General features: G+C 48.5%; 12 protein-coding genes. 6 read left to right on the top strand and 6 right to left on the bottom strand.

Annotation, left to right across the window (positions count from 1 at the left end; all coding sequences use genetic code 11):
- Window positions 1-206 precede the first annotated feature (206 nt).
- The gene (locus JT717_RS27190) at window positions 207-2,060 is read left to right on the top strand and encodes an AAA family ATPase (RefSeq protein ID WP_205514454.1); all 1,854 of its coding nucleotides are present in this window, start codon (window positions 207-209) and stop codon (window positions 2,058-2,060) included.
- A gap of 209 nt (window positions 2,061-2,269) precedes the next feature.
- Complete coding sequence (locus JT717_RS27185) at window positions 2,270-4,087, top strand: alpha-L-fucosidase (RefSeq protein ID WP_205514453.1); 1,818 nt, start codon at window positions 2,270-2,272, stop codon at window positions 4,085-4,087.
- 52 nt (window positions 4,088-4,139) lie between these two features.
- Here the strand turns inward: JT717_RS27185 and JT717_RS27180 are convergent, their stop codons facing one another.
- From JT717_RS27180 to JT717_RS27160, 5 genes are all read right to left on the bottom strand, one after another.
- Window positions 4,140-6,161, bottom strand: a complete 2,022-nt coding sequence (locus JT717_RS27180) for a beta-L-arabinofuranosidase domain-containing protein (RefSeq protein WP_205514452.1) — start codon at window positions 6,159-6,161, stop codon at window positions 4,140-4,142.
- 192 nt (window positions 6,162-6,353) lie between these two features.
- Window positions 6,354-8,201 (bottom strand): glycoside hydrolase family 2 protein, encoded by a 1,848-nt coding sequence (locus JT717_RS27175; protein WP_240348452.1) that lies wholly within the window; start codon window positions 8,199-8,201, stop codon window positions 6,354-6,356.
- Window positions 8,202-8,370: 169 nt separating this feature from the next.
- Window positions 8,371-9,072, bottom strand: coding sequence for a DUF3823 domain-containing protein (locus JT717_RS27170; protein WP_205514451.1), 702 nt, complete (start codon window positions 9,070-9,072; stop codon window positions 8,371-8,373).
- A gap of 61 nt (window positions 9,073-9,133) precedes the next feature.
- Window positions 9,134-11,029: a RagB/SusD family nutrient uptake outer membrane protein gene (locus JT717_RS27165; protein WP_205514450.1), complete on the bottom strand. Its 1,896-nt coding sequence runs from the start codon at window positions 11,027-11,029 to the stop codon at window positions 9,134-9,136.
- Between the two features lie 21 nt (window positions 11,030-11,050).
- On the bottom strand, window positions 11,051-14,245 hold the full coding sequence (locus JT717_RS27160; protein WP_240348451.1) for a SusC/RagA family TonB-linked outer membrane protein: 3,195 nt from the start codon (window positions 14,243-14,245) through the stop codon (window positions 11,051-11,053).
- Between the two features lie 246 nt (window positions 14,246-14,491).
- Here JT717_RS27160 and JT717_RS27155 point away from each other — a divergent pair, with 246 nt between their 5' ends.
- The 4 genes from JT717_RS27155 to JT717_RS27140 all read left to right on the top strand — a co-directional run bounded on the left by JT717_RS27155 (window position 14,492) and on the right by JT717_RS27140 (window position 22,342).
- The gene (locus tag JT717_RS27155) at window positions 14,492-17,617 is read left to right on the top strand and encodes a ligand-binding sensor domain-containing protein (RefSeq protein WP_205514449.1); all 3,126 of its coding nucleotides are present in this window, start codon (window positions 14,492-14,494) and stop codon (window positions 17,615-17,617) included.
- Between the two features lie 10 nt (window positions 17,618-17,627).
- Entirely contained in the window at window positions 17,628-18,395 is a 768-nt protein-coding gene (locus tag JT717_RS27150) for a response regulator transcription factor (RefSeq protein WP_205514448.1), read from the top strand.
- 31 nt (window positions 18,396-18,426) lie between these two features.
- Window positions 18,427-21,099, top strand: a complete 2,673-nt coding sequence (locus tag JT717_RS27145; RefSeq protein WP_205514447.1) for an alpha-L-rhamnosidase — start codon at window positions 18,427-18,429, stop codon at window positions 21,097-21,099.
- 211 nt (window positions 21,100-21,310) lie between these two features.
- On the top strand, window positions 21,311-22,342 hold the full coding sequence (locus JT717_RS27140; protein ID WP_205514446.1) for a DUF6528 family protein: 1,032 nt from the start codon (window positions 21,311-21,313) through the stop codon (window positions 22,340-22,342).
- A 130-nt stretch (window positions 22,343-22,472) separates the two neighbouring features.
- Here JT717_RS27140 and JT717_RS27135 read toward each other — a convergent pair whose 3' ends face one another.
- Window positions 22,473-23,897: a glycoside hydrolase family 125 protein gene (locus JT717_RS27135; RefSeq protein ID WP_205514445.1), complete on the bottom strand. Its 1,425-nt coding sequence runs from the start codon at window positions 23,895-23,897 to the stop codon at window positions 22,473-22,475.
- Window positions 23,898-24,218: the final 321 nt, after the last annotated feature.

Genomic DNA, 24,218 nt, shown 5'->3' with positions numbered 1-24,218 from the left:
CCATCATTCAAACCCATATGTTGAATAATTCAAGCAAAACTTGATTTATATCATGTGCAACCAGTATTTAAGTTGTTAGTTATTATATAATTTACACCCCGGATTTCAGAATCATATCCCAACCTACCAGCATTGTACATCTCCTTAGGGTATCGGAAAATGATATAAAAGGGGCTTTCCTACATATTATTCATTACGTTATATTTATGAAGCTTAAAAAAATTTCAATTCGAAATCTTCGAGGACTACAAAACATTGAATTTGATACTTACAATTTAACTACAATTATCGGAAAAAATAATTGCGGAAAATCATCAGTATTAAGAGGAATAGAATTGTTATGCACGGGAGTTAAGCCAGACATGGAAGAATTTTATTTAAGAACTGAAACGATTATAGAAATTGAAGGAACATTTCATGAATTGAAAGAATGGGAAAGAAGCTCGCCTGCTATTAGTGCTTTGGTCTATAACAACGAACTTAGGTTAAAATATGTTGCAACAATCTCTACTGAAGAAGATGAAAAAAAGAAAATCACAATTGAATATTTCGCATTTAAGGAGGAAGAACAAATAAATGGTTGGCAAGACGAATGGAATGAACTAGGTACAGAATTGAAGGCAATTGCCCAAGAAATGAACATTAAAACTGCTACTCAATTTAAAACCAAGGCCAATAAGGAAAAAGTTAAACAGATAATTAGAGATAAGTATCCAGATAAGATTGTAAAAGGTAATGCAACTTGGTCTGGAGAATCAATACCCTTTAATAATTCGCTTCAGCAAGCTCTGCCTAAAATAATAATTATTCCAGCAGTAAAGGATGCTTCAGACGAGTCGAAGTATTCCAAAACAGGCAAGTCTGCTTTTGGAGAATTGATGAGAAGATTAATACTTCCGCAAATACAAGGCGAAAAAGAGTATGAAAACATAATTAAAGCTATATCCGCATTAAGTGATAGAATACATAGCGAAGATGGATTTAAAGGGATTAACGATATCAATAATAAACTTTCAGAAAGATTAAGTAGGTTAATAGACGCAAAGGCAAATGTAAAGTTTGATAATCCAGAAATTGATACAGTTATAAGCTCTAGTGTAGGACTTAGAATAGTTGATGGAGTACATGATACACCTATTGGTTTACAAGGACATGGTCTTCAACGAACCCTCATTTTTTCATTATTGGAAATGGTGGGAGAAAATGAAGCGGCGATAAACGATGAAAATTCAAGGACTACAATTATTTTGTACGAAGAACCAGAACTCTACCTTCATCCCCAAATGCTAAGGAAGTTAAAAGAAATTTTCAACATAATTTCTATATCTGAGAACTGGCAGGTAATATGTACAAGTCATTCGCCGGTTTTTATTAATGTCGCAGATGTACCCAAGTCCTTAGTAATCCTTTCTCGTACAACAATTGGCAATATTTCGTTAAAACAACTTACAGAAAATCCGTTCGACAGCTCGGAGGTAGGAAAAATTGAAAGAGACGCACTACGTGCAGCCTTGGACTTTCATCCCACTGTTTGTGAAGCCTTTTTTGCCAGTAAGGTGATTTTAGTTGAAGGTGACACAGAAATGGCTATATTTAAACATTGCCCATCCTTACTTGAGTATTGCGGAGTAAATGTAGTAAGCTCTCTAGATTGTACTATTGTATCCTGCGGAGGAAAGTGGACGATTCCAGCAGTTGGCAGGTTGTTATCTAAATTCGGAATTGCATTTAAAGTTGTACACGACCTTGATCGTCTTGGCAAGACTGATAGGGAATTAGCTGATTTACCAGCTATTCATCCTTTTAAAGCCAACTCTAGAATCTCTATAATTGTTCCTTCAGAAAACATTTTTATATGTGAAGACACATTAGAAGACCTTTGGAATGGCAGTAAAAACGATAAACCATATAGTGCGATTAGGAAAAGTATTGAATTAGTTAAAAACAAGCTTGTGCCTAATAGGTTAGTAGATTTAGTAAGATTTGTTTATTCTGACTTCTTAAATGAGTCTACGGCAGGGAACCTGTCAATCTATCCGACAAATGCTCAAACCAATTAATTGAGTCACTGAAATTATCTTTATTAATCATGATAATAGCCCGATTTAGAAATATTATAGCAAGTTGTAGGTAACCTACCTGGCGCTTGGCTTTTGCCTTCGATGAATTCAGGACGGTACAGGATAACCCCTAGCCCTTCAAGGCGTAATTTCCAGCCGCTAATAATAACGATAAAAGCGCCATAGCGATGAGTGAATATTTTGATCGTATGCGAAGGATTTCTGCCAATTTGTTCTTCCTGCCCCTGCTTCTTTTGACGAATAGTTGTTCTGCGCAAAAAAGATCCCCTGCTTATACCTTACCGCCCATGCCGGTAAAAGAGACCAAACAATTGGGTTTTATAAGCGATCCCTCTACGTTTCCCGAAGTAAAAATGGATTTCCCCATGGCTCCCGGTCCTTTTGAACCCAACTGGCAATCCATTGATAAAAATTATCCGGGTGAACCGGCCTGGTGGCGGGATGCCAAATTCGGCGTGTTCATTCATTGGGGCCCGCAGGCCGCCGGTAAAAGCGGCGACTGGTATGCCCGCCGTTTATATGAACAGGACCTCGATGCGTATAAGAATCATGTGAAAAGCTTTGGCCATCCGAGTGAATTCGGTTACAAAGATGTGCTGCACCAATGGAACCCTTCGCAATGGGATCCGGCCAAACTGGTGCAGGCCTACTATGATGCGGGTTTTCGCTATGCCCTGGTGGTAGGTGTTCACCACGACAATTACGACTTGTGGAATTCCCGCTATCATCCCTGGAACTCCGTTCAAGTAGGGCCTAAAAAAGATTTCCTGGCCCGCTGGAAAAAGGAATTGAACAAACATAATATGCGCTTCGGCGTTGCCTTCCATCACGAATATACCTGGTGGTGGTATCAAACCGCTTTTGGCAGCGATAGCGCCGGACCCAAAGCGGGTGTGCCTTACGATGGCAACCTGACCCTGGCCGATGGTAAAGGCAAATGGTGGCAGGGCCTCGATCCGAAATTATTGTATACGATCCCCCTGGGCTATAAACCGGTTGATTCTACCGGCAAACCCTATAAGCTGCACCTGATCGCCCATGGCTACCAGGGCATTTTTGGTAACCATCTCGATTACGCGAAATGGTATGCCACCCAATGGGCGATGCGCATCGAGGATGTGATCGATCAATATGATCCGGATTTTATTTATACCGATGGCAACAGCACCCAGCCTTTCAGCGGTTATAAAAGCGGCTCTGGTATTAAATGTGATGCCGGCCCCCGCGTGGTAGCGCATTTCTATAACAAGGCCATGGCCAATAAGCATAAACCTTTCGATAAACTCAGCATCGTAAAGTTCCTGCCCACCAATCGCGGGGCCGGTACTACGTTCGAAGGCAGGTATTCGCCAACGATAAAGACCGATCAGCCCTGGATGGCCGATATGGCCGTGGGTGACTGGTTCTATCAACCTGGCTTTTATTATGACGCCGGCATGGTGGTGCGTGCCCTGCTGGAACACGTATCACGCGATGGCAATTTAACGCTTTGCGTTTCGCTCACGCCGGAAGGCGCGATGGATGAGGGCAGCGCCGCTATGCTGAAAGCCATCGGCGCCTGGATGAAAATAAATGGTGAGGGTATCTATGGCAGTAAAGCCTGGAAAATACTGGGTGAAGGCGAACAGGTCATAAACAGCAAAACGAAGGAATCGAAACTGAAGACCCTTCCGGGTGGAAAGCTGGGAAAACAGCATGCGGACTTTACCTTCAGCACAAAGGATTTCCGGTTTACCCAGGGCAAAAACGGCGCCATCTATGCGTATTGCCTTACCGTTCCGCAACCGGGTGAAGTGATCACCATCAAATCGTTTGGATCAGCAGCTAAGTTACTGGAGAGAAAGATCCGTTCGGTTAGCCTTTTGGGTAGTAAAGAGCAGTTGCAATGGGAGCAGGTGCCGGAGGGATTGACCATTACTTATCCAAATGTCAATACTTCGAGGTTTGCTGTTGCTTTTAAGATTGATCTGGAATCGTCGCCGGTTACCGGATACCGGTCACCGTAACATGCATCTGCCGGTTAAACAGCCATCAAAAAGCGCACCTTACAGGTCTACTTCACAATCTTTTCAATACAGGAAACGCACTGATCCGCAACCTCGCCCCGCCCATCGGCACTAAGGTCAGTTGCTGCAAAGGGCCTGTGCCGGTGACCGGACTCTGTGGCAATACCCCGCACAAGCCATATTGATCTACCGTCCAGCCGGGAATGGTTTTGCCGCTCGCGATCAGTTGGATCGGCGCTGTTGCATTGGTAAATGGATTGTCATCTTTGGGCCATGGCCGCTTCTTTATCGTAAATGATTTATTGAGGTTATCGGCATTTAACTGCAAGCCATAATTCCAGGGCGATGCAGCAAAGATCTCGTACGATGGCCAGGCGGTTACATCGGCATGCTCCTGCCAGCGCGAATCATAAAGCGCCGTCGCTTTACTGTCCTGCTTTTTGTAGTCTTCTTTTATTAATAATGAAAAAGTCAGCGGCCCGTAATTGATGCTTACACTGTTCTTATTTTTCACCCATGTGCGCAGTTGCAACTGCATGGGCAGTGTCAGTACGATCTTATCGCCATTCTTCCAGTTACGGGACAGCGAAACATAAGTGCCGGGTGTCGTTTTTACTGCTGCCGGTTTGCCGTTGATACTTATCGCTGCATTGGTACACCAGGCGGGAATCCGCAGGTAAAGCGGAAAAGACACAGCCTTGGGCGTTTTTACCGTAATAGCAATAGCTTCTTCAAAGGGATAATGCGTTTCTGTCGTTAATGTCAGGTTTGTTCCGTCACCCACTTTGGCCGTCACATCTCCTGCTATATATAACTGGGCTGCCAGTCCGTTATCGGGGGTGGCCATCCAGCTATTGGCTGCATAATAGGCCCAGCCGGCGGAATGATTGTGCTGGCAACAGCGGCTGCTGAACGGGTTCATCATCAGGAAAGGGCCTTCATTGGCAATTCCCGGCGCATGGTTCATGCTGTCGCTCACGATCATATTGGGCGCAGTCAAATAGCGCAGGCTGCGGTAATCAGGCATGAATGCCGCCGGAAAAGTATTAAAAGCCACATCTTCACAATTGTCCGCCCACATGGCATCACCGGTAAACTGCAACAATAACTGATCACTGGTCATTTGCTCTACCATCCCGCAGGTCTCCACCGCCTGGCGCGGATCGTCATAGCCCTTACGCGCATTTTCATCGGCGCCGAATAAACCACCAGGTACCTGTCCGTACAGCTCACGCACCAGTTTGAAAACGTTATAAGTTGCTTCAAGATCGGCAGGATTATTCGATTGCATATAATAAGTGGCGGGCTCGCGGTAACACTGCACGATGTTTACATTGTGCCAGTTCGGCAAATTGTCCTTTTGTCGCCAGTTGGCGGTATTGCGGTCAATTTTCGTGGCCAGCTCCAACAGCCAGGGTTCGCCGGTGCGATTGTACAACCAATACACACTGTACAAATTATCGCCGCCGCGGCTGTTCTCCCAGTAATCTTCCAGGAACTGATCATCGGGCAGGGCAAGCTCCCATTTAAAATACTTGCTCATAAAGGTCAGAACCCGTGCATCGTTGGAATACTCATAATAGGACTGCAAACACCATAACATGGGCATATTGGTCCAGAGGTCGCGTTTGCCGTTGCGTAATACGACCGGACCGAAATCGCCATCCGGCCGCTGGTTATTGAGCACGGCATTGATCCAGAAATTACTTTCATTGATCATTTGCTGATCCTGCAGCAGGTAGCCAAGATGCGCATAGCCTTTTAACCAATAGGGCAATTCTTCCCAGCCCCATTTGCCCTGGCCGTCTTTTGCCAGCCAGGCGTTATCGGTCTTGGTCAACCAGGCGCTGATCTCCCCCAGATGCCCGGTTAACCCATCCCGTTGCAGCTTCAGAAAATGCAGCAGCCAGCCTTTGGGTTTGAAGCTGTTCACCGGCAGCCGGATGAAGGACGATGGGCGCAGCGGTGATCTGTTGCTTACGTAATAACTGTTTGTAAGACCCCTGTGCTGTTGTTGAGCAGTCACCAATACAGTACTGCTTATGATGAGGATTGTTAATACTAGTTGTTTCACGTTACAGGTTACAGGTTTCATGTTAAGGTTAGCAGTCGCCGGGTACCGGGTACCAGTTGCCGGTTACCGGGTACCAGTTACCAGTTACCGGTTACCAGTTACCAGTTACCAGTCACCAGTCACCGGTAACTGGTAACATCTTTTATAGGAAACCGTGCCACGGTTGCAACCATGACACGGTCAACTGATCAGCTATTTTCGGATCACCACCTCATTCGGCTCATACAACTTGCTATGGATCTGGTTCAGGCGTTCCACCGGCATCTTGATGATCTTGCGGTCATAGGTCATAAGACCATTGGTCTCTACTTCCACATCGGTGGTTTGGGTATACACGGCGGCCGACAGTCCGGCCTTAATGAACTCCGGGATGCGGCCGATAAATTCTTCATAGCGTTTCAACAATTCTTCCTTACTCTTGAAACTCTGGTAACCCCAGTTGTTCTTTTGCTGCCAGGTATGGTCTTCAATGGGCAAACCCAATCCGCCAAACTCACCCAATACCAGCACCTGCCTGGCGCCAAATAAAGCGGGATCGGGCATCAGCGGCTCGGGATAATTATGCAGATCGATCATATGGCCAACCGGTTCAAAATTGCCGCCGCTGGCGCTGTTCACCAGCCGCGAAGGATCGAGCTGTTGGGTGAACTCCACGATCTCTTTTGTTTTGAATTGTCCCCACCCTTCATTGAAAGGCACCCATACTACGATGCTCGGGAAATGATGGAGTTTTTCCATGATGGCCCGCCATTCATTGCGGAAGATCGTCTCTGATTCCGGGGTGCGGTCTTTATCAGAAGCGCGCCCATAGACCCCGGGCCGGGATTCCCAGCGATTGCCGAGGTCGCCGCTGGGCATATCCTGCCATACCAGGATGCCTAAGCGATCGCAGTAATTGTACCAACGGGCAGGCTCTACTTTCACGTGTTTACGGATCATATTAAAGCCCATCGCTTTGGTTTGTTCGATGTCAAATTTCAGTGCTTCATCGGTAGGCGCAGTATACAATCCATCGGGCCACCAGCCCTGGTCGAGCGGACCGTACTGGAATACGAATTCATTGTTCAGCAACATCCGCTGGATGCCCTTGTTATCGGTTCCCACGGAGATCTTGCGCATGGCGAAATAACTGCTTACTTCATCGGTCTTTTTATTTTTCTGCTGCAGCGATACTTTCAGGTCATAGAGGAAAGGTTTTTTGGGCGACCATAATTCTGCATTGGGAATTGACAATGTCACTTCGGTTCCGGGCGCTACCGTTTGTTCGGCGATCTTCTCGCTTCCTTTTAACGCGGTGATCACCACCTGGTCGCCGGGTTGGGCATGCGCTACCTCGGCCATTACGCGTACGACGCTTTTGTCGATATCCGGCGTTTGTTTGATATTGCTGATATAGGTTTGCGGAACAGCTTCCAGCCACACCGTTTGCCAGATACCAGTGACAGGTGTATACCAGATGCCATTGGGTTTGTTCACCTGTTTGCCGCGGGGCTGCGGGCCTTCATCCGTAGGGTCCCACACACGCACAGCGATCTGCTGGTTACCCGATTTGGTAAGAGCTGTTGTTATATCCATTGAGAAGGGATCATAACCTCCCTGATGGGTCCCTACTTTCTTTCCATTTACATATACATCGCATAACCAGTCTACCGCGCCGAAATGCAGGAGCACGCGTTTGTTTTTAAAAGCGGCCGGCACGGATACCGTGCGCTGGTACCAGAGGGCACTGTCCTTACCCACTGTTTTGCCAACACCGCTCAACGCGCTTTCAATAGCAAAAGGCACGAGTATTTTGCCTGCATACGCGGTGGGAATGTTTTGTTCCGAAGCAGGCAGGGCGCTGTATTGCCATTGTCCGTTCAGGTTGAGCCAGGTGTTGCGCACCATTTGGGGCCGCGGATATTCGGGCAGGGGTTGCTGCGGATCTATTTTGGCAGCCCAGCTGGTCATGATGCGGTCACCGGCTGGCTTCCATTGGGCCTGTGTTACACTGCTCACAATTACCGTCACTGCTACAAGAAATAAAGAAGGTCTCATCATATTCTGTTATGTTTATTTTATAAGGAAATGCAAACTGCGCAGGACCTGTAAGGTCCGGGGCAGCTGTTTTGATAAGCAGGTTGTTGGGTGGACCTGACAGGTCCTCTGCTTTATGATCACCTGTCAGCAGCGTGACATCCAACTGATCATTCGCGATGCAGTGCGGATTTTACAGGTCTATCTTCATCACCGGTGAAAAGATCCTGTCTTCGACACCCGCTATTTTCAGGCCGATCCGGGCAAATACATAGGACTGGGCGGGGTTTAAGGTGGGCACGGCTACGCTTAAATTTACGTTATTGGGATCGGTAATATCGCTTCCGTTCATAGTTTTTAAGGCCACATTATCGGCCCCTGAAACAAATTGTGTTTTATTGAGATAGAGGCTAACGCTTTCAATATCCCTGGCTGATGCATCGGTAATGATCTTCTCGATGGTAAACGAGCCTGCAATATTGCCGCCCGTTTTGCTGAACCGGGGATTGCGGATCATGTAATAGGGCATTACTTCTATATCCAGTTCCTGGCTGCCATTAAGGGCAACGATGGTGGTGTCAGGTGCGCCGGCAGCGGTTTGCTTCCATTTAAAAGGGCCCTGTCCATTCGGAATGATGAATCTATATTCACCACTGAATAACAATACGGAATAGGAACCGTCCTGGGCGAATACCGCGTTAATGGGTCCCGTTTTACCAAAGCCGTGTTGATACAATTCAAAAGGCACCTGGTTGTATTCCACCTGGATGGGCTCTCCCTTATACACGATATGCCCCTGGAGCAATACACCGGGTTCGTCGTAATTGTCTTTTCTGCAAGACATCATGGTCGCGATGGTTGCGAGCATGATTATATATTGTGTCTGTAATTTCATAATGCCGGTTTTTGATTTGATTTTCATTTGCACTTTTTCAAATGGGCGCATTTGCTGTGGCCTATTGATTGGGCTGGCGCACGATCTTCGGATTATTCGCCCTGATGTTATCATCGATGAATGAATAATAATTACCCAGGCGGAAGCGGTTCGCCCCGGTAACGGTCACCGGCAAAACGATCCGGAAGCTCCATTTACCGTGATTGGCATTGCCGGGATTATGCAGACGGTATGGCCATAAGCCAAAGGGCTGCGTACTGCGTTTCGTGGCCGAGCCGATATTACTGAGCAGATCGGCCGCCGTCATTTTATTGCCATCCCACACGAGATGTGCTATCCGCCAGCGTTTCTTATCGAACAGAATATGGCCTTCAAATGCCAGCTCTACGCGGCGCTCATGCACGATGCGGTCGAAGCTGATGTCCGTAGCCGTTAGCGGAATGGTGAGGCCTGCACGGGCGCGTACCTGGTTCATATACCCGGCCGCTTCATCGGCCTGCCCTAATTCAAAAGCTGCTTCTGCGGCATTCAGCATTACTTCGGCATAACGATAGCGGATGAAGGGGATCTCGCTGTTGGTGCCGCGCGATCCTGCGCCGGGCGTGGGATCAACATACTTGCGTAAATAAAATCCGGTTTGTGCCGTGAACTCTTTGGCGCTTACCGGGCCGTCGAAACCGACAACCTGTACAGGCCCCGATTGGCCGGGCAGGGTCTTTTGTGCGCCGCGGTCATCGCCGGTAACAATGCTGCCATCGGCCAGCTGGTAACCGGCCCAGATGTCAACCGGCCTTCCTTTGAATGAAGAACCGGGTAATATAACTGTTCCGTACAGCCGGGCATCACGGCCGGCAAAAATGTCGGACAGATTATTATAGTATACCGGGTTGCCTGAACCATCTGTATGGGGGATGGGCGCAAAACTATTGTCCAGCTTTTCAAATGATTGCACCAGGTTCAGCGAAGGATTGATGCGGCCGCCCTCTTCTTCTTCCGCTCCATACCGTGGCTGGGTAGACACGGTAAAACCATTCACCCGGCCGCTCCGTAGTTTATAATCTTCTACCCAAATGCTTTCGGGATTATTGCCTTTATCGAGAAAAATAGAAGCAAAGTTCTCGCCGAGGTCTGGTTTATTCTTATACAATGCATAGGCGCCGGCGCTGCCGCTGATAATTTCTTTGGCAGCATTCAACGCTTTTGTATAATAGCCATTCGCCATGGAGGCCGGAATGCTTACTTCCAGTCCGGGCAGGCTGACCTGCGGCGTATTAACGCCGTAGCGGGCAATGGATCCGGCATACAAGGCTGCCCGGCTTTCCATAGCGAGGGCCGCCCCTTTCGTAGCACGGCTTTTTTCATTGGGGTTCACCGGCAGGTCATTTTTGATGGCTTCCGCCTCACTGATCACAAAATCATAGATCTCCGATTCTTTGGCCCGCGGATATTGTAAATACGTGGGATCTCCACTGAAATCATATCTGAGTGACTGTAAGATCAGGGGCACACCACCCATACGTTTTACCATTTCAAAATAATAGTTGGCGCGCAGGAAGCGGGCTTCCGCCAGGAAACGTTTTTTGTCTGTTTCGGCCAGCGTGTTGGCTTCGGTAGCCCGTTCAATAAATAAGTTCAGATCACGGATATAACCATAATCCCAGGTTTCCCATTCTTTAAAACCCCATTCATTGCGTTGCACAATACTGGCGCTGCCATTCTCAGAGGGAAAGCTTTCGCTAAAATCCGCAAATGACGCCCAGCCATTGTCGAGCCCCGAAAAATCCTGCTGGCGGTTATACAGGTCGGCGAGGATCGACAATACCTGTGCCGGATCAGAGAATGCCTGTTGATTGGTAAGGATGGAAGTGGGTTGTACATCGAGGAAAGCACTGTCTTTTTTGCAAGCGGCTGCGTTCAATAGTATGCCAGCCAATATGATGGGAAATATCTTTTTCATAATAGTTGAGTTCAGCAACAGTTAAAAAGTAAGGTTTAAACCGGCGTTCAGGAATTTGCTTTGCGGGAATTGCAGTCCATTATCGTCATTGATCTCCGGGTCGATGCCAAATTCCCTCACGTTGTCGATGGAGAAGAGGTTATAGGCATTAATATAGAACCGCGCTTTTTCCATCTTTACTTTGCTGAGGATCTTTTTGGGCAGCGAGTAACCAAGTTCCAGCGTACGTGCCCGCAGATATTTTACGTTATGCGCCCAGAAAGTAGACGTGCGGGTATTGTTGCTATGATCCCGGTCGTTAAAGCGCAATGCAGGATATCTACCAGGGATCCATTGACTCTTCGGATCGAATGGATTTTCGCGGCGCCAGCGATCGAGGAACATGGTGTTCAGGTTGCCGTCGTTCTGAAATGCCCAGCGCGTTTCCCAGTTCTGAAACCAGGTGTAGCCGGCAGCACCGGAGAAGTCGGCCCTGAAATCAAAATTCTCATACATGAGCGTAAGGCTGATGCCATAGTTGATATTGGGAGGAGTGCGTTCACCGGCGCCATAACCGATCGGCCTTTCGTCGTACATGTCGATCTTCAGATCCCCATTTATGTCTTTATAAATAAGATCGCCCGGTAACAAAGTACGATTGCCCTGGCCATCGATATTCACGGGATAGTTATTGATCTGTTCCTGCGAGGTGAACTGGCCGATCACATCATAGCCCCAGTTGATGCGCGTAAAGCGACGTTCATTGGAATTCCGGTATTGGTCCCAGCTGTTAAAGAACACCGGGTTGTAAGAGGAAAGGAATTTGGATCGGGAATAGGACAGGTTACCGCTGACCACGAAACGGAGTTTTCTGACGTGGCCGTTATAGGTAAGCGAGCCTTCCTGGCCATACTGCGCATCGCTGTTGATATTCTCATCAGGCAGAGTATAGCCAATTTCCAAAGGCACCAATACATCGGTCTTGCGGCCGCGTAAGCCTGTACGCTTGCGATAGAAATAATCGAAGGTACCGGTGAGTTTTCCATTCCAGAGGCTGAAGTCGAATCCTATATCGGTCATGCGGCTCTTTAACCAGGAGATATTGGTAATGGGCACTCCACGGTCTCTCGATCCCACAATCGGCACGCCGCTTAAAATGGCGATACCCTCGTTGTAGTTATAACCTTCCACATACGCGAAAGCGGGCAGATCCAGCTGCGTGCCGTCATCACCCAATACGCCATAGGAACCGCGGATCTTAAAATCAGTTAATGGATTGTTAGCCCCCAGCCATTTTTGCATAAAGGGTTCTTCCATGATCCGCCAGCCGGCAAATACCGAGGGGAAATAGCCTACCCGTTTATCGGGCGCGAACAAATAAGATGCATCGCGCCGGGCCGACAGTTCCAGGAAATATTTGTTATCGTAGTTATAAGTAAGGCGGCCAATATAACCGATCCGGGCTTCATTGTCTTCGCTGTCTTCGTATCTGTCGGCCGTATTGAAATAGATAAGGGAAAGCACATTGGTGCTGGGCACGGAATGGATCCAGTTGCGCAGCCGCTGGTTCTTGATACGTTCGTTCACAAAGATGGCGCCAACGGTATGCAGGCCGAAGGTGCGGTTGTAGTTTATCTTTAGTTGTTGGGTAATATTGATGACCTTACGCTGCTCCCGTTCGCGCCAGGGATTGGTGCTGCCGCCTGTTGCTTTATACGTATCGTCGGCCGGGTTGTACGTATAGGTATTGTAGGTGTATTCGTGATTATTCAGCAGATAATCTGCCAGGTAATAAGAGTAAACGCCACCCAGGGTCAGGCCTTCTACAAAAGGCACCTGGTACTCTGCATTGAAATTGGTTTGCAGCACCCGCCAGTCGTTATGGTATTTACCGGCATGTTTTGTATTCAGGTATGCCCAGTTGGTCTCGTTGTGTTTGATATCGTTGAGATAAGCGGGATTATCATTGGCATAGGGCCTTTCAAGCGGCGTATTACGCAGAATCGCAAATCGGGCCAGCCAGTAATCATCGCCGTATGGCACGCCGGGATTGTCGCGGGTCTCAATACGGCCGTTGATATTCACCCCCACTTTCAGGCGGTCAGCAATTTTGGCGCTTACATTCGCCTGAATATTGGTACGCTTGAATTTGAATTCGCGGCCCAGCACAGAATTTTGGTAGAGGTGTGTGCCCGATAAATAATAATTGATCTTGTCGGACCCGCCGGTTACATTCACATTTACCGAATGCTGGGGCGCATTCTTTTTAATGATAAAGCTTTTCCAGTCAAAACTCTGGTAGCCCCTTTCCGTGCCTATTCTGTATTTCTCCAGCTCTTCGGGAGTTATAGTGGTGCTGCCATTGCGGTTGATCTCTGCTTCGGCGCGGTAGCGCATATAATCATATGAGTTGGTGAGCACGTCGGCAAAGCGGGTCCAGTTCTGGTAACCGGAATAAGCATCTACGTTCACGGTATTTTTGGTGCCCAGTTTGCCGCGTTTGGTGGTAACGACAATTACGCCGTTGGCGGCGCGCACGCCATAGACCGCTGCAGATGCATCTTTCAGCACTGTAATGCTTTCAATATCGTTCGGCGCCAGGTTATTGAACTGACCGGCATCCTGTTGAATACCGTCAATGACGAACAGGGCATCACCCATATTGCGCACCTGGATATTGGCGCTGGCCCCAGGCCGGCCATCGGTCATCCGGAACGACACACCCGGGATCTTACCTGCTAGACTGGTGCTAACAGTGGAGCCTCCGTGCACCATACCGATATCTTTATCGGTCACCGCCGCAATGGCGCCGATCACCGATGCCCGCTTGGTAGTGCCATAACCCACGACGATCACTTCACCGAGGTCATGCCGCAACTTTTGTAAGATAATGGTAAAAGAGCTCTGGCTGTTAACCGGCATTTCCTGGTTGGCAAAACCTACAGAAGAAATGACGAGCACCGCCGACTCGCTGGCTACTTTGATGTGAAATGCGCCATCGATATTGGTGGTAACTGCATTCTTGGTGCCTCTTTCAAGCACCGTTGCATTGGCCACCGGCGAGCCCGTGCTGTCTTTTACCAGTCCCGACACCTCGAAACCGGCTTTCGGCTGCGCCCATGCCGGCATGGAAATAATACAGATCAATAGCAGCGAAATAAGGAAGCTGATGGAGCGGCAGGCACCTGGTACAATACGAACCCTGCCACGCAGAAAGTGTTTGGTAGATTTTTTCATGTAGCAATCAATTATTGGTTAACAGCAATGTTGAATCACACAATGAAATAAAATCTTATCGCGCACTCTGCTTATTCCCTGCGTTTCAGAATTTGTTCAATTTGTTACATTTTGTTTTTTCGTGATCTTTCTTGCTTAAATTACCAGGGCATGACCTGTAAGGTTCGTCACCGGGTTTTGAAAAATGAGAGTGATGTATCGAACCTGACAGGTCTGCTCAACGGGGCACCGATAATATAAAACCAGATGAACTGCTTATTACGACAATTGCGATGGCTGCCATTGTGCATCCTATGGCTTGCTGTTCACAGAGCCAGTGGCCAGCCTTATTATTTCAAACATTACCAGGTGGAGAACGGGTTATCGAATAACACGGTGTATTGCAGTATCCAGGATAAAAAAGGATTTCTCTGGTTCGGAACAAAAGAAGGACTGAACCGCTTCGACGGCTACCGGTTCAAATTGTTCAAGTCAGACAACGAGGATAATAACCTGCTGAAAAAAGATTTCATCTATTGTTTGTTTGCCGATGATAAAGATAATCTTTGGGTAGGCACGCAGAATGGATTGTACCGTTTCGATTATGCTAAAGAACGTTTAGTGCGTTTCCTCGACTCGCTGCCGGAGATAAACGATGTGCAGATGGACCGCCAGGGCCAGCTCTGGTTCCGCTCCTATACGATGATCTGCCGGTATAATTTTACTATGCGGACCCTGAAAACATTTCCGCCCGATAAAACCATACATGCCACGGCGCTTTGTATGAGTGGTACGGGTGAAATGTGGTTTGGTGGTACGGATGGCCGCCTGCACCGCTTTGATTCACTCACCCAATCCTTCCGGGGGCACGATGTATTTGCCCATTCCCCCAAGATGCCTACCTGCTTTATTAAAAAGATTTATCCCGCCGGAAAAGACGCGATCTTTATTGGCACCACCTGCCAGGGCATCAAGCGCTATAATATTCCGACAAATACCTACGAGGACCTGCTCATCTACAGCGCTGATAAGACAACGGTGTATGTGCGCGATATTACCCGGTATTCCGACACTGAGTACTGGTTTGCCACGGAATCAGGGATCTTTATTTATAATACGCAAACCCGCAGTTTCACCAACCTGAAAAAACAATTCTCAGATCCTTATTCTTTGTCGGATAATGCGGTTTATACCTTGTGCAAAGACCAGGAAGGAGGCGTGTGGGCGGGTACTTTTTTTGGCGGCGTGAACTATTATCCCAAACCATATACGCCCATCACCAAATATTATCCCGGCCAGAGTGCCCAAACCATCAGCGGCAATGCGGTGCGCGAGATCTGCGAAGACCCGGATGGCAATCTGTGGATCGGCACTGAAGATGCCGGGCTCAACAAGCTGAACCTGCGTACCGGCGCCTTTACGCATTTTAAACCTACGGGTACCCGCAGCGGCATCGCCTATCACAATATTCATGGACTGCTGATCCGTGGCAACCAGGTCTGGATCGGCACATTGGATCATGGGCTCGACATCCTGGACCGGCGTAGCGGCAAGGTGCTCAAACACTATGGCAGCGACATAAAGGACTGGACCTTCCGGAATAATTTCATTGTGACCATGCTGGAGACCCGCCGCGGCGAAGTGTATGTAGGCAGCGGCGCCGGCCTCTATCGCTATCGCCCTGCAACAGCCGATTTTGAATGGCTGCATGAAACCCCGCATGGTGAATTCATCAGTTGCCTCAAAGAAGATCATGCGGGCGTCATCCTGATCGGCACGCATACCCAGGGCCTCTTATACTATGATCCGCTCACGCGGCACCGGGGCCGGCTGCAGAACAATCCGGCGGATACCAATAGTTTATCTATTAATGATATCAATGCCGTGGAAGAAGACAGCCACCATAATATCTGGATCGCTACGGAAGGCGGCGGGCTTTGTAAACTGGATGCCGATCGCAAACGCATTACGCGGTATACGACGCAGCAGGGTATGCCCAGCAATTTTGTATTCAAGGTGGTAGAAGACAATGATCTCATGTTATGGATCACCACTTCCAAAGGTCTCGTGCGGCTAAACCCCGCCACGCAGCAAATGACCGTGTACACCAAGGCCAACGGTTTGTTGTATGATCAGTTCAATTATAACAGCGGATATAAAGACGCCAGCGGAAAATTATATTTCGGTTCCATCAAAGGCATGATCTCATTTCGCCCCCGCGACTTTGTTGCCAGCCAGTTTGTTCCGCCCGTTTATATAACCGGCTTCCAGGTGCATAATAAAGAATTGCTGATCAACAGGAACCAATCGCCTTTGCAGCAATCCATCCTGTACACCAAAAAGATCACCCTGCCCTATGACCAGTCCTCATTCAGTATTGATTTTGCTGCGTTGAGTTATACCAGTCCGGAGATCACGGAATACAAATACATGATGGAAGGGCTCGATAAAAGCTGGACCTGCCTGCCCACCAACCGCAAGGTGTATTTCACCAACCTGGCGCCGGGGCAATACCGCTTCCGGCTAACAGCTGCCATCAATGGCCGCTGGAGCCGGGAACAGGAACTGCAGATCATCATTAGCCCACCCTTCTGGAATACCTGGTGGGCCCGACTGCTGTATACCGCCGTTGCCATCGCGTTTGTGTATGCGCTTATTCAGAACTATCATAAGCGGTCGCAGGAAAAAAAGGAAAAAGAGATCTATGAGGCGAAGTTTGAATTCTTTACCAATGTGGCGCATGAGATAAGAACGCCGCTCACCCTGATAAAAGGCCCCGTAGAGAACCTGATCGAAAAACTGGATGAGCTGCCTGCCATCCGGGAAGATGTGACCATGATGGAGCGCAATACCAACCGGCTCATGACCCTGATCACGCAGATCCTCGATTTCCGCCAAACGGAAGCCAAAGGCTTCAGCCTTGATTTTACCAAAGTGAATGTCTCCGCCCTGGTGCAGGACGTATACACCAGCTTTCAACCCCTGGCTAAAAAGCGGAACCTGCATTACAGCCTGCAATTACCAGATGCTGCTGTGGTTGCCATGGTAGATGAGGATGCACTGAACAAGATCGTCAGCAACCTGTTCAGCAATGCGGTAAAATATGCCGACTCGCAGATCACCGTACAATTATTCCCGGTGCAGAAGGAGGATGAACATTTCACGCTGGAGATCTCGAATGACGGAACCCTGATCCCGGCTTCGATGCGGGAACGGATCTTTGAACCCTTCTATCGCATCAGGGAGAATCCCAAACAAAAAGGCACCGGTATCGGCTTAACGCTTGCCCGTTCGCTGACCCAGTTACACCAGGGGAAATTATATGTAAAAGAAAGTGGAATGAACAGTTTTGTGCTTAGTTTACCATTACAACCAACCATAAAAAAGAAATAACCTTATGTCTATGTTGCCACTGATCTTACTTGTAGATGACGAAGAAGAGATCCTCGATTTCCTCGAAAGGATCCTGCAAGGCAAATACGCCGTGCTGAAAACACTGGATGGACGGGAAGCGCTGCAGGCGCTGGAATCAAATGCCGTGCAGCTCATCATCAGTGATGTGATGATGCCCGATATGGATGGATTTGAATTGTGTGCGCGGATCAAATCGAATGTAGAATATTCCCATATCCCGGTTATTCTGCTCACGGCCAAGAATACCATCCAGGCGAAGGTCCAGGGGCTGGAACTGGGGGCAGACGCGTATATTGAAAAGCCTTTTTCCAAGGAACATTTGCTGGCGCAGATGGCCAGCCTGCTGAACAACCGCAATAACCTGCGGGAATATTTCGCGAACTCGCCGCTGGTGCATATCAATAGTATGGCGCATACGAAAGCCGATGAGCATTTCCTGGCTTCGCTGCACGACATCATCATTGAACACATTGAAGAAGTGGAGCTGGATGTGGAGCAGCTGGCGCGGTACATGAATATGAGCCGGGTGACGCTGTACCGGAAGATAAAGGCCATCTCTGACCTTACGCCGATCGAGCTGATCAATCTGACACGGTTAAAGAAGGCGGCGGAGCTGCTGGCTTCGGGTGATTACAAGATGTATGAGATCGCCGCCATGACGGGCTTCAGCTCGCAAAGCAATTTCGCCCGCAACTTTCATAAACAATTTGGCGTTACCCCAAGCGATTATGCCTTGTCGAAACATAAGAATGCGTAAATTCCCGAACAAATAACCAACCATGATGTGTATGGCCATTCGGCTCAGTTTCCTGTTAGTGCTGACAGCTTCTTCCTCCCTTGCCCAAACCATGAACGCACCGGTACAACTTCAATGCGAATACATCAGGAACCCTTTGGGTATAGATGCCATGCACCCAAGGATCAGCTGGCAATTGCAGGATGACCGCAGCGGTGCTGTACAAACCGCTTATCAATTGATCGTAGGCACCGACTCGCTGGCGGTGAGCCAGGGCAAAGGCAATTGCTGGCAAAGCGGCCAGGTTGCATCGGCGGCGCAACTGGTCACCTACCAGGGCCAGCCATTACAGCCTTTTACAAAATATTATTATACCGTACAGGTATGGGATAAAGACAAAAACCCTTCTCCCCTGGCGGCGGTGCATCACTTTGAAACAGGTATGATGCAGGCAAAGAACTGGCAGGGCGCCTGGATCAGCGACAGCCGCGACATCAATCTGAAACCTGCCCCATACTTCAGAAAGACATTTACGCTCGGAAAAAAGATCCGCTCGGCCCGCGCTTATATTGCCGCAGGTGGATTGTATGAATTATATCTCAATGGCAAGAGGATCGGTGATCACCACCTCGATCCCATGTATACGCGGTTCGACCGGCGCACTTTGTATGTAACGCATGATATTACCGCTCAGCTGCAAAACGGCAAAAACGCCATTGGCGTTTTGCTGGGCAATGGCTGGTACAATCACCAGTCCACCGCCGTATGGTTCTTTCACGAAGCGCCCTGGCGCAACCGACCAACATTTTGTATGGATCTTCGCATTACGTACGAAGATGGCCGTGTAGAAACCATCAGTACGGGTAAGGACTGGAAGACGGCCCTGAGCCCGGTCATCTTCAACAGTATTTATACCGGTGAACATTATGACGCCCGCCTTGAACAAAGCGGTTGGCATTTACCCTCCTTTGATGACTCCCAATGGAAAGAAGTGATCTACCGTGCTGCGCCCTCCACCAATATCACGGCACAGATCATGCAGCCGATACGCCTGGTAGATACGGTCCCTGCGAAATCGGTACAGGTGTTCAATGATACCAATTATGTGTTTGACCTGGGTAGAAATATTTCCGGCGTAAGCCGCATTACTGTGAAAGCGGCGGCAGGCACCGTATTGCGATTAAAGCATGGTGAACGCCTGCTGGCCAATGGCCATGTCGATCTGTCTAACCTGGACGTACACTACCGGCCTATAGGAAATGCAGATCCCTTTGGTACGGATATCTTCATCACCAGCGGCCAGGGCGAAGAAAGTTTTATGCCGCGCTTCAATTACAAAGGGTTCCAATACATCGAAGTGACCAGCAGTGCACCGGTTAGCCTGAGCAAGGAAAATCTAAGCGCTTATTTTATGCACAGCGATGTGCCCGCGGCCGGACAATTCAAGACCTCCAACCCTACGATTAATAAACTCTGGTGGGCCACCAATAATTCCTATCTCTCCAACCTGTTCGGGTATCCGACCGATTGTCCGCAACGCGAAAAGAACGGCTGGACGGGCGACGCGCATATTGCCATTGAAACAGGGCTGTATAATTTTGACGGCATCACCATTTATGAAAAATGGCTGAACGATCACAAGGATGAACAACAAAACAATGGCGTATTGCCAGCCATTATCCCTACCAGCGGCTGGGGCTATGAATGGGCCAATGGTCCCGACTGGACCAGCACTATTGCGATCATTCCCTGGGATATTTATCTTTTCTATGGCGACACCACCTTATTGTCGCGCTGTTATGATAATATCCAACGCTATGTAGATCATATTGACCAGCTTTATCCTGGCGGCTTAACCAGCTGGGGACTGGGTGACTGGGTACCGGTAAAGTCCAAATCACCGGTAGAGCTCACTTCTTCCATTTACTATTATGTTGACGCCACTATATTAGCCAAAGCAGCAGCCCTGTTCGGGCGCACCGATGATGCCACGCGCTACAGTGCGTTGGCCACAAAGATCAAAAACGCCATCAACGACAAATACCTCAATAGCAGCACCGGCATCTATGGCAACGGCGTGCAAACGGAACTGAGCTTTCCGCTTTACTGGGGCATTGTACCTGACTCATTGGTACCGAAAGTAGCGGCCAACCTGGCCAAACGGGTTCAGGCCGATAGCACTCACCTCGATGTAGGCCTTCTGGGCACCAAGAGCATATTGAATGCATTAACTGAGAACGGCTATGCTGATCTGGCCTATCAACTGGCATCGCGGGAAAAGTATCCCTCCTGGGGCTGGTGGATCGTTAATGGCGCCACAACCTTGTATGAGAACTGGAACATAAAGGCAGCCAATGATATTTCGATGAACCATATCATGTTTGGCGAAGTGGGCGCCTGGTTATACAAAGCATTGGGCGGTATAAAACCCGATGCGGAACAGCCCGGCTTTAAGAACATCCTGCTGCAACCGCATTTTGTGAACGGATTGAATGAATGCGAGGCCATGCATCAATCGCCCTATGGCGCTATTATTTCCTCGTGGAAAAGAGTTGGTAAAACCATCGAATACCATGTTGTGGTTCCACCTAATAGCACCGCCAGTTTGCAGTTGACCATACCTGCCAATAAAAAGTTGTTCAGGAATAAAGCGCTGCAAAAACATACAAACAACACGTATATCGCCAGCCTGGTGGCAGGCAAGTATCGGTTTGAGATAAAATAAAGCATACGGTTTTCTGCGGGTGAAGCGGGCCGCGGTTTTGAACCGTGGCATGCGTAAAATCACTGTTATTAGAATATTCACTACTGCATAAATCCGCCAGGTATAACGACATTCCACATGTGTATATCTTTGGCATGAATTTTCGCTTCCTGTTCTGCTATTTTAGATAGTATGCGATCTGTAACCTTATTAAATACTAAATAAACCATCCATGAGAAAAACGATCTCCTTATCGCTCTTTATCTCGCTGTTCCTTGCATTAGGCTGTACGCGGGAAGTGTCGCAGCCGGCTGCCACTGATGATACCAGTGAACCCTACAACACAGAAGCTGTAACCACAGAAGCCACGCCTAAAGAAATGATCATTTGCGATCAGAAGAATGGCCGCATAGTAATGGTAGATGTGGCCAATGGCAATAAAGTTACCTGGGAATGGAAACCGACCGCGGCCTATGCCATGATCCGTTCCGGCGCCCAGGGCTGGTTCACCAACCTCAGCGAAGCCAAACTGGTGTACGGTGGAAATTATATCCTGGCCACCGCATCTGGTGGTGGCGTAGCACTGATCAATGTATCTTCTAAAAAAGCCATCTGGTTCGATTATGCGGGCGGTAATCCGCATTCTGCAGAACTGCTGCCGAACGGTAATATTGTAACAGCATCTTCCACCGGCGGTTACCTGCTGATCTTCACCGTGGATTCTTATATCAATGACGAAAGCAAACAAGGCGGTAAAGTGGTCTTTGCCGATGTGCACAATGTGGTGTGGGACCGCGTGAACAAATTGTTATGGGCTGCGGGTAAAGACAAAATAAAAGCGTTCAGTTATAATAACAGTTGCGGCAGTCCGGCGCTCACCCTGAAAAAGACCTATACCATGCCGCAGGGCAATGCGCATGATCTGTTCCCGGTGTATGGCAGTACCAATGAACTTTGGTTATCTAACAGCAATCATGTTTATAAATTCAATATTACTACCGGCGCCTTTACACTTATAAAAAATTCCGCCGGCGCCAATATTGCGAAGGTAAAATCGATCAGTAGTGGTCCCAGTGGTTATGCCACGATCATCGATGCGGCCAATGGCATGGGTGGAGAAACCTGGCGCACCGATGTGATCACCGATCTGAATGGCGCTATTGTTTTCAGGAATACCAGTTACGGCATGTACAAAGCCCGCTGGAAATTGATCAATTCCTTTAGTTATCCGGCAGGTGATGCATTTCATGAGTGCACGCATTAGTAATGCAATAATCTGCTGATGTGCTAATTAACGAGATAGCTCCTTAATTAGGAATGCATGGATAGTATTAAACAGTGAAACCTGCCGGCTGGGCCGGCAGGTTTCATTAGCATATTAGCCCATTGGCTAATTAACCTATTAGCAATTGGGGTTTCTCTTTATAGGTTTTCCAGATAAACTCACCGAAAAGGGTATTCGCCCAGGCGAACCATTTGCGGGTGAAGTTTTTGGGATCATCTTTATGGAAGGCTTCATGCATGAAGCCGGTGCCGCCATGTGTCTTTTGTAGTAATTGAATACAGCTTTTGATCTCTGCATCGCTGGAGCTGGTGAGTCCGCGCATGGTGATCGCCATTGGCCAGATCATATCCTGACCAACATGGGGTCCGCCAATACCTTCACCCGCTGAACCGGCAAAGAAGAAAGGATTATCAGCTGACAGAACCAGTTTGCGGGTATTCTGATAAATGGGATCTGTATTCTTCATGGCTCCCAGGTAAGGCAGGGCGAGCAGACTCGGCACATTGGCGTCATCCATCAGGTTATAACTACCGAAGCCATTTACCTCATAGGCGTATACCTTGCCGAACTTTTTATGATCAACGATGGCATATTGTTGTAATGCTTTTTCCACTTCCGTAGCCAGCGCAGTTAACTGAGCGGCGGTAGCCGTGTCTTTGGCAATAGTAGTTAACATTTCTGCGGCCTGGCGAAGGCTGGTCACCGCAAAGAAATTAGAAGGTATAAGGAAAGAGTATACGGTTGCATCATCGCTGGGGCGGAAGGCGGAGCAGATCAGTCCAACCGGCTTTACCGGGTAGCCATAACCGCCCATGGGTAATGTATCTGTTGCATGCGGTGTGGTGCGCTGGAATTTGTATGGGCCATTGCCATTCTTACGCTGCTGATCGCGGAAAACGGTATGGATATTTTTTATAGCCTGCTGCCATTGGGTATCGAAAGGACTGGTATCGCCGCTGAGCTTCCAGTAGCGGTAAGCCAGCCGGATGGGATAACAAAGCGAATCGATCTCCCATTTGCGTTCATGCACCCCGGGTTTCATGTCGGTATGGTCTTTCTCCCATTCGCTTTTTTGCTGGGGATCATTATAGAATGCATTGGCATAGGGATCTTTCAGGATGAAGGCGGTTTGTTTGTTAATGACCCCGGCGATCAATTGCTGCAGGGGTTTATCCTGCCCAATGAAGGCGAGGTAAGGCCATACCTGGGCGCTGCTGTCGCGCAGCCACATGGCATCTATATCGCCGGTGATGACGTAGGTATCGGGCCGGCCGTTTTGCGTGGTATGGTGTACGGTGGTATCGAGTGTATTGGGAAAGCAATTTTCAAATAACCAGCCTAATTCGGGGTTCTTCACTTTTGACCGGAATTCCTGGATGGCTTTTTCTACTGCCTGGCTGGTGAAGTTTCTTTTATCGGCCGGGGTTCTAACCACGGGGAAGTCCTGGCTGGGCGCTGCGAAGCCGCGCATGTTGTGCAGTAGTAACCCGGCACCGGCTAATGTTGATTGCTGTATAAAGGTCCGCCTTTTCATATTGCAAAAATTTGCGGTAAAACTAAGGTGTTTAGCTTATACCTAGTTCGCTGATTGCCAGTTACCAGTTGCCGGTTGCCGGTTGGCCAGTTACCAGTTACCGGCTTACAGCGGTACCGGTTACAGGTTTCAGGTTGCAGGGGATTATACTGCTGGGTGGGATAGAGTAGACTTGTTTTTTTGTAGGAGCAGGCGTTCGGCTAGCGTACCGCATTCAGCGGCCTGTAGATTCAGCAGGTGTATAAAAGCAAAAAGCCTCTCAGACACAAATCTGAAAGGCTTTTTAATAAATATGGCAACTACCTACTCTCCCGCATTGTG

This window comes from Longitalea arenae, from assembly GCF_016924755.1.
In the GTDB taxonomy this organism is placed as follows: domain Bacteria; phylum Bacteroidota; class Bacteroidia; order Chitinophagales; family Chitinophagaceae; genus Niastella; species Niastella arenae.
This window is presented reverse-complemented; position numbering and strand designations above follow the sequence as displayed.

Coding starts and splice junctions, on each gene's coding strand:
- JT717_RS27190 (WP_205514454.1), top strand. CDS start 207: ATGAAGCTTAAAAAAATTTCAATTCGAAATCTTCGAGGACTACAAAAC.
- JT717_RS27185 (WP_205514453.1), top strand. CDS start 2,270: ATGCGAAGGATTTCTGCCAATTTGTTCTTCCTGCCCCTGCTTCTTTTG.
- JT717_RS27175 (WP_240348452.1), bottom strand. CDS start 8,201: ATGATGAGACCTTCTTTATTTCTTGTAGCAGTGACGGTAATTGTGAGC.
- JT717_RS27170 (WP_205514451.1), bottom strand. CDS start 9,072: ATGAAATTACAGACACAATATATAATCATGCTCGCAACCATCGCGACC.
- JT717_RS27165 (WP_205514450.1), bottom strand. CDS start 11,029: ATGAAAAAGATATTTCCCATCATATTGGCTGGCATACTATTGAACGCA.
- JT717_RS27160 (WP_240348451.1), bottom strand. CDS start 14,245: ATGAAAAAATCTACCAAACACTTTCTGCGTGGCAGGGTTCGTATTGTA.
- JT717_RS27155 (WP_205514449.1), top strand. CDS start 14,492: ATGAACTGCTTATTACGACAATTGCGATGGCTGCCATTGTGCATCCTA.
- JT717_RS27150 (WP_205514448.1), top strand. CDS start 17,628: ATGTTGCCACTGATCTTACTTGTAGATGACGAAGAAGAGATCCTCGAT.
- JT717_RS27145 (WP_205514447.1), top strand. CDS start 18,427: ATGGCCATTCGGCTCAGTTTCCTGTTAGTGCTGACAGCTTCTTCCTCC.
- JT717_RS27140 (WP_205514446.1), top strand. CDS start 21,311: ATGAGAAAAACGATCTCCTTATCGCTCTTTATCTCGCTGTTCCTTGCA.
- JT717_RS27135 (WP_205514445.1), bottom strand. CDS start 23,897: ATGAAAAGGCGGACCTTTATACAGCAATCAACATTAGCCGGTGCCGGG.